This window comes from Leptospira abararensis, assembly GCF_016918735.1.
Classification (GTDB): Bacteria; Spirochaetota; Leptospiria; order Leptospirales; family Leptospiraceae; genus Leptospira_A; species Leptospira_A abararensis.
On the sequence record NZ_JAFFPR010000005.1, the window covers coordinates 37,487 to 43,785 of the forward strand.

At 38.4% G+C, this 6,299-nt stretch carries 6 protein-coding genes; all 6 read left to right on the forward strand.

Annotation, left to right across the window (positions count from 1 at the left end; all coding sequences use genetic code 11):
* Positions 1-117: 117 nt before the first annotated feature.
* The 6 genes from JWG40_RS00720 to JWG40_RS00745 are packed head-to-tail and all read left to right on the forward strand — an operon-like array spanning position 118 to position 5,815.
* Positions 118-1,119, forward strand: coding sequence for an ATP-binding protein (locus JWG40_RS00720; protein ID WP_205283977.1), 1,002 nt, complete (start codon positions 118-120; stop codon positions 1,117-1,119).
* A 13-nt stretch (positions 1,120-1,132) separates the two neighbouring features.
* The gene (locus tag JWG40_RS00725; protein WP_205283978.1) at positions 1,133-2,023 is read left to right on the forward strand and encodes a hypothetical protein; all 891 of its coding nucleotides are present in this window, start codon (positions 1,133-1,135) and stop codon (positions 2,021-2,023) included.
* 35 nt (positions 2,024-2,058) lie between these two features.
* Complete coding sequence (locus tag JWG40_RS00730) at positions 2,059-2,520, forward strand: PTS sugar transporter subunit IIA (RefSeq protein ID WP_205283979.1); 462 nt, start codon at positions 2,059-2,061, stop codon at positions 2,518-2,520.
* 4 nt (positions 2,521-2,524) lie between these two features.
* The gene (locus tag JWG40_RS00735) at positions 2,525-3,403 is read left to right on the forward strand and encodes an ABC transporter permease subunit (RefSeq protein WP_205283980.1); all 879 of its coding nucleotides are present in this window, start codon (positions 2,525-2,527) and stop codon (positions 3,401-3,403) included.
* Positions 3,400-4,182 carry an ABC transporter permease subunit gene (locus JWG40_RS00740; RefSeq protein WP_205283981.1) on the forward strand — a complete coding sequence of 261 codons (783 nt, stop codon included), beginning with the start codon at positions 3,400-3,402 and terminating at the stop codon, positions 4,180-4,182. Before JWG40_RS00735 ends, JWG40_RS00740 begins: the two co-directional genes overlap by 4 nt.
* Positions 4,172-5,815 (forward strand): PEGA domain-containing protein, encoded by a 1,644-nt coding sequence (locus JWG40_RS00745; protein ID WP_205283982.1) that lies wholly within the window; start codon positions 4,172-4,174, stop codon positions 5,813-5,815. Before JWG40_RS00740 ends, JWG40_RS00745 begins: the two co-directional genes overlap by 11 nt.
* Positions 5,816-6,299: the final 484 nt, after the last annotated feature.

Genomic DNA, 6,299 nt, shown 5'->3' on the forward strand with positions numbered 1-6,299 from the left:
TTTCATAAAACTGAAAACAAAAAAGAACGGACGATTCAGGGTCAATTCCTGATCCCCGTTCCTGCGGGCAGCGTTCTCTCTGATTCCTATCCCACTCGAGTTACCCATGGTCAAGTTATGCTCGCACATAACGGGAAGAAGGTGCTTGCTCCTGTCAATGGGGTAGCGAGTCTTACACCAGACCAAAAATACTTTCAAATCAAACAAGATGGGTCTTGGTCGACCACATCTCCTTATCATTTCCGACAGTATGATTTTCCTACCCTTTTAGAATCCTTTGATGAAGGTGGATTGTATTCTTTGGATTTGATAGAGACTCCTCTTAAGGATTACTTTCAAAACTTTAGGAAAGAACCTTCCTTTAAAATCGTTTTATCACCGTTTTGCAGATACCAACATCTCAATTTTGAAGAGATGATCCTGCGTGATATGAAGGATGCTTATTTATCATTCATTGAACTTTTGAAATCGATATTCCCTAAAGCGGAAGTATCCAATTTTTTTGAAAATCCTTCTTTAGATTTTGAACATCCTAACGGAATTCCTGAATTTTTTCTCCACAAACAGTTTCATCAAGGTGTGGATAAAACTAGGAAGTCGTTAATTAGGCATGAGGTTTTATTTTTAGGTGCAGAAACAATCTTTCATATTTTACGAAAGTTATACTATAACGAACCTTTTACGAAGCGACATTTAGCCGTATTTTTAGTGGATCGTAAAGGCAGAATGGATTTAGAACCTCGTCAGTTCTTTTTAACCAACGGCCAAGCTTTGGCCTTCATTCCAGCAAACTTAGACAAACGATATAAAATTGCCTCCTTTGAAACTGTGTTCGAAGAAGTAAAACCTATGGACGTGAGTTCTCTTGGTTACTTCAATATTTATGAACATTATTCTATTACTTTATATGAAAAACTTCCCGCAGCAAGAAAAGAATTCAGTTGTATTGATTGTATGGAGTGTAATAACTATTGTCCCACCCATGCAAATCCAGTGCAACTCATCAAAGGGAAAGTAGAAGAGTTTGAAAAGAGTCAATGTATTTCCTGTGGGATTTGTACGGTGTATTGCCCTTCTGGAATTGATATTCGGAAACGAATCGAAGGAGTTGTTGTTTAACAATCATTAAATTATGTTAAAGAACCTTTATATTCTATCTGAAAATAGTTGGGGAGTTAAATCTTCCGAGATATTTGCTGATTTTTTTTATTTTCTGACTCTCATGGGATTTCTTGGATACTCCCTTGCTCATGTTTTCCCAATTCCTATTTTGCCCATTGCCATTGGATCGATACTCACACTTGTCTATTTAGGTTTTTGTATTCGTGCGAATCAATCGCCGTATTGGTTGGGACTACTTTCTCAATTACTGATCGTCTTTTTGATTTTACCAACAACTTGGTTGCATCCGATTTTATTACCGTTAGCGTTTCTTTTTGCTATGACGGTTCATTATTTTCTCGGTCAGCAGTATTCTTTACGAGTTCCTATTTTTAGTTTGGTTCTCCTCTTTGTTCTGGTTTGGGACAGTGTTTTCTCCTTACTTGGATATTCTTTTCGAACTCCTGTGGAACTGAATCCTTGGACGGGGATTCCATTTGAGTCTTCGCTTTTGCCTTTGACCTTACCTTGGTTCTCTAATCTTCCTTTGAAAGGACTTACGTTTTTATCTTTTGCTGATAACATAGGTATTTATGTTTTAGTGGGAATTGCTTGGGTATCTTTTCGAAGAACGATTCTACTTGGATTTTTTTTGGGATGGCTTTTTCTATTTTCCCTCTGGGGGATTGGTTCGGGTCAGTTAGGCTTGAATTGGATTCTTTCCTATTCCGCACTTGCTTTCTTTTTGCATATGAGTCCGGGCCGGAATTTTTACGGATCGTATTATGTTTCCTTACTTAGTTTTGTCATTTTACTTCCCTTAGCCTTTTTTGTGGGTAAAATGGGGATCAGTGCAGTTTTGGTGCTCGTTGTTTTTTTTCTATTAGAAGGCTTCTTAGTCAGGGTTTTTCTTGGAAAATAAGTCGATCTTGAAAAGGTGGGAGTAAGTTATACCATATGAATCAACTTCTGGAGATTCTGGACCCTAAAAATATCATTTTCGAATTCAAAGCATCTACAAAAGAAGATGCCATTCGAAAAATGATCTCCCATATGGTCACCACACAATCGTTAGATCCAAGTCATGAAGAAGAAACAGTTTCTTCTCTAATGAATAGAGAAAAGTCCATGTCTACCGGCATCGGAAGTGGAGTTGCCATTCCACATTGTTCTGTTCATTATGTGAATGAGTTAAAATGCGCTATGGCCATTGCACCACAAGGGATCGACTTTGATGCACTTGATCACGGTTTAGTGCAAATTTTTATCATGCTCATTGATCCTAAAAATAAATTTCAGGATCATATCAAAACATTAGCTTTGATTGCGAAAACACTCAACATTCCTGAAGAAAGAGAAAAACTCATCAAAGCCAAAAATTTCGAAGAAATCCAAAAGGCATTCCTTTCGAAAAGTTAATCCAGTGAAGTCGGAACTTTTCCGTTTTCTGTATTTCCTACTACTGTTATCTTGTATCAGTAGTTTTGTTTCGGAGTTTCACACAAAAGATAAATCCTATTTGTATGCTGATGCGGGTATAGCAGAGGTACAAAGTCAGGAAAAAGGATTTTTGTCTTCCTACCTTCAGTTCTGGAAAGCTTTGGTTTTGGAATCAGGTGGCAAAACAGAAAATGGAGAGACTGTTTACTCTCATATCGGAACCCGTTTTCTTTCTACCTTACACTTAGCAATCTTTAGTATATTATTTGGTTCTGTCCTTGCTTTTGCACTTTCTCTTGCAGCGACCTACTTCCGATCTGGATTATTCTATGATATTGTTTCTTTTAGTTCTCATCTGATTCTTTCGACACCTGTTTTTATCGTCGCCATACTGTTGTTACTTGTATTTTTTTACCGATTGGAATGGTTCCCTCCCGGTGGATATGAATCAGGTAACACCTATTATGTTGTTTTGCCTGGGATTAGTTTGGGTTCACGAATTTACGCAAGAATGTCCTTATATCTATTACCAGAAATTCGTAAAGAAGCAGATTCGAAGTATGTGCAGTTATTACAAACAAGGTCTTATCCCTGGAGCCATATTGTGGGAAAAGAAATTTTCCTAAAAGTCCTACCGATTGCACTTATCCTCTTAGTTTTAGATTTTGGGTCATTGTTGTCAGGAGCAATGGTCGTCGAAGAGATTTTCTTTTTTCCTGGGATAGGGAAGTCTTTATATTTTTCCATCAAATCAATGGATACAAGGTTACTCGCAACACTCCTTATGTATTCGGGGATATTATTTTATATTTTGAATCGGGTTGGGTTTTATCTGCAAAGATTTTTTTCAGGTGGGGTATGAACGTGCTTTCAGTCCACACGCTGGTGCGGTTTTTATTTTTTGGGTTGGTTCTTCTTGGCGTGTTTGTTTTACCAGCACCTACTAATGTAGATTTGGCCCATAATAATCTGCCCATTTTCTCTCCTGGTTTTTTTGCAGGTACAGACCGGTTGGGTCGTGATAATTTTGCTTTATTCTGTTATGGATCTTTAGCAACCATTACCCTTGTGGTTCCGGCACGTATATTTACTATTTTCGTTTCGTTCCTTATGTCTGCCTTTTCTCTCTTCTTTCCTAAAAGGTCAGACTTTATCCTTTCAGGAATTGTATCTGTTTCCCTTGCCATTCCTTCTTTATTGTCTGCTCTTGTTGTGATGAGTTTGTTACCTGACAATCCGTTTGCTATATTCATTGCTATCTTAGTTTCCGATTGGGCATTGTCGTATGAAACGCTCACCGCGAAGATTCGCGAAATCAAACAAAGCCCTTATTTATCGGCCTCCCTATGTATGGGAGCTAAACCGTATCAGTTACTTCTTTTGCATTATCTACCAGCACTTAGGGACATGTTTGGTTTTTTGTTTTTTTCGGGATTACCTGCCGTAGTAATGACAACAGCTTTGTTTTCTTATTTAGGAATTCAAACATCACTTGGAGATACTGGCCCGGGACTTGGAGAACAGATCTCATTTTCTAAAGATTATTTTGACAAGTCACCCGTTTCCGTTTTGCTTCCGATCGTTGCCATTTTAACTTTGGTGTATTCTTTGGGATCTAACCAGAAAAAGAATGAAACATAAAATTTCAGCATTACTTATTATCCTTGGGCTTTTATGCAATGTATTGCCATTGTATTCCATTGATGATTATTATAATTTTCCGAACCAGAGTTACAAAGGGACTGTCACCTATGAGTCCTCTCGTAATTTATGTTTATTCTCTTTCGTTGCCACTACTCCCGATCCGACCAAAGAATATTTAGTCAAAGGCATTCCTTCCGTTTTACTTTCGGAACTTCGTAGTTTAGAATATACCTACGTGGAACATCCTAAGGCAAATGTAGTTTACCATTCCTTTGGGGAAGCACCAGTTTTAACTTTGCAAGAGAAAATTGATGCCGAATCCCAAAATGTAAAACGTAAAAAGAAAGAAATAAATGATGAGAGGGATTTAGAGGACCTTCGATCTGGAAGAAAACAACTCGCTCCAGAAAAAGACCCTCGTTATGTAAAGGTCACCATCAAACAATTTTGGGAAAGGAGAGCACCGTCTCCCGATGAATCATTTGGTTTGGCTAGCAAACTAAACTGTGATTATATTTTGACAGGTTCTTTTGAGATTCGAGATAACGAATTGCTAACAAAAGTTTTTCTTTTTGATGACTTTGAAGGAAAAATCACCCCTTTCGAACACAAAACCTCTGTTACTCGAGCCTATCAAGAAATGGGGCCACTCGGGGAATCTATTCGTGAAAAACTGCAGGGTAAAGAAACAACTACTGTTGAAGTAACAGCCGCAGGAGAAGAGGGGGCTCTTGTTTATCTAGATGGGATTTATTTGGGAAAAACTCCCTTAAGTAATAAAAAATTCCCCGTCGGTAAAAGGGCATTGTTTGTTTTTAAAGAGGGGTTTTATCCTTATAAACAAGAAATTCAATTGGAGAAGGGAAAATCTTTTCAATTGGATGTTAAACTTTCCATAAAGTTAAGTAATTCATACATTTCTGTTAGTTCCAATGTCGAATCGGATGTGTACTTAGGAATTCAATATTTAGGCAAAACACCATTGAATCATATCGCTATTCCTGCCGGAATGAATCGATTGCGAATTTCCAAAGAAGGTTATATCGATAGTTTTCGTGCAGTGGATGCTCGTGACAATGAAGAGGTTGTAGTTGATGTAGAAATGAGAGAAGGAAAAACAGATATTTATTATAAAAATAAACAAAATGTTTTTCTGGATCATACTTATAAAGACTTCGCCACCTATTCATTGTATGGTTCTCTTTTGTTTTATGTAAGTTATGTGTATTTAAATTATGCATCGAGACAGGCCTATTCGGCTGCTCGGTCTCAGGTGACTCTTGTAAATGCTACCGCCATATCTTCTTTTTATCAAAACAAGCCAGATGAATTTTTCTTTTGGTATGGGGTTCAAAATTCAATCATTGATGATGCCGAATCAAAAGCTAGAAGTTTGAAAAGTATGGCGGGGACTTTGCCGATGGAAAACCGCAGGGATAGACAATTGGTAGGGGGGCCCATGGTCATTATGATGGGACTCATGTTAGTTTCCGCTGCCACTTTTTATATCCTGGGACTTGATGAGGAAACGTTGGAGTTTGGGTACCTACCTGTGAGTCCATCCGCTGTCAGTTACGGCCAGAATGCACGCGAGGGTTATGGTTACATGCAGTTTAACGTGCGTTATTGACAGTATACTCTCCCCGCCCTGATCAGAGGGTGGGGAACTAGACCCGCCACCCAATGGCTACCTTCTATCATAGATTTCTCAATCCATCAAATACAAACCGATTCCTTGAAAATTTTCTCTGTACAAGTTCATCTTTTCGTCCGAGACCTTGGTTTTTAGTTTAACAATGGGTAATCCTGGTTCAGGTTACCTGCGTACACCGGCGATCGCTTGTTATTCGCCACGCCTGACTTCTTTGTGGGTCGACTAACTCTTGTTATTTATTCGCCGGACGTGTGTTATGTGACAACCCCTCTGCTACCCATCCCGTCACCGGATTATGTCTCATTGCCGCTACTAACCAACACCAAATCATATAAAAAAAATCTTATTGTTCCCTATGAACTGCGAACTTTTTTATAAAACCTTGTTGACTGCTTAGGTTTTGAAATTACTTTGGTTTTTACCGCATGGATCTTTTCGATTCATGAAACCGGTAGCTTGC

Coding starts and splice junctions, on each gene's coding strand:
- JWG40_RS00725 (WP_205283978.1), top strand. CDS start 1,133: ATGTTAAAGAACCTTTATATTCTATCTGAAAATAGTTGGGGAGTTAAA.
- JWG40_RS00745 (WP_205283982.1), top strand. CDS start 4,172: ATGAAACATAAAATTTCAGCATTACTTATTATCCTTGGGCTTTTATGC.
- JWG40_RS00720 (WP_205283977.1), top strand. CDS start 118: ATGCTCGCACATAACGGGAAGAAGGTGCTTGCTCCTGTCAATGGGGTA.
- JWG40_RS00740 (WP_205283981.1), top strand. CDS start 3,400: ATGAACGTGCTTTCAGTCCACACGCTGGTGCGGTTTTTATTTTTTGGG.
- JWG40_RS00730 (WP_205283979.1), top strand. CDS start 2,059: ATGAATCAACTTCTGGAGATTCTGGACCCTAAAAATATCATTTTCGAA.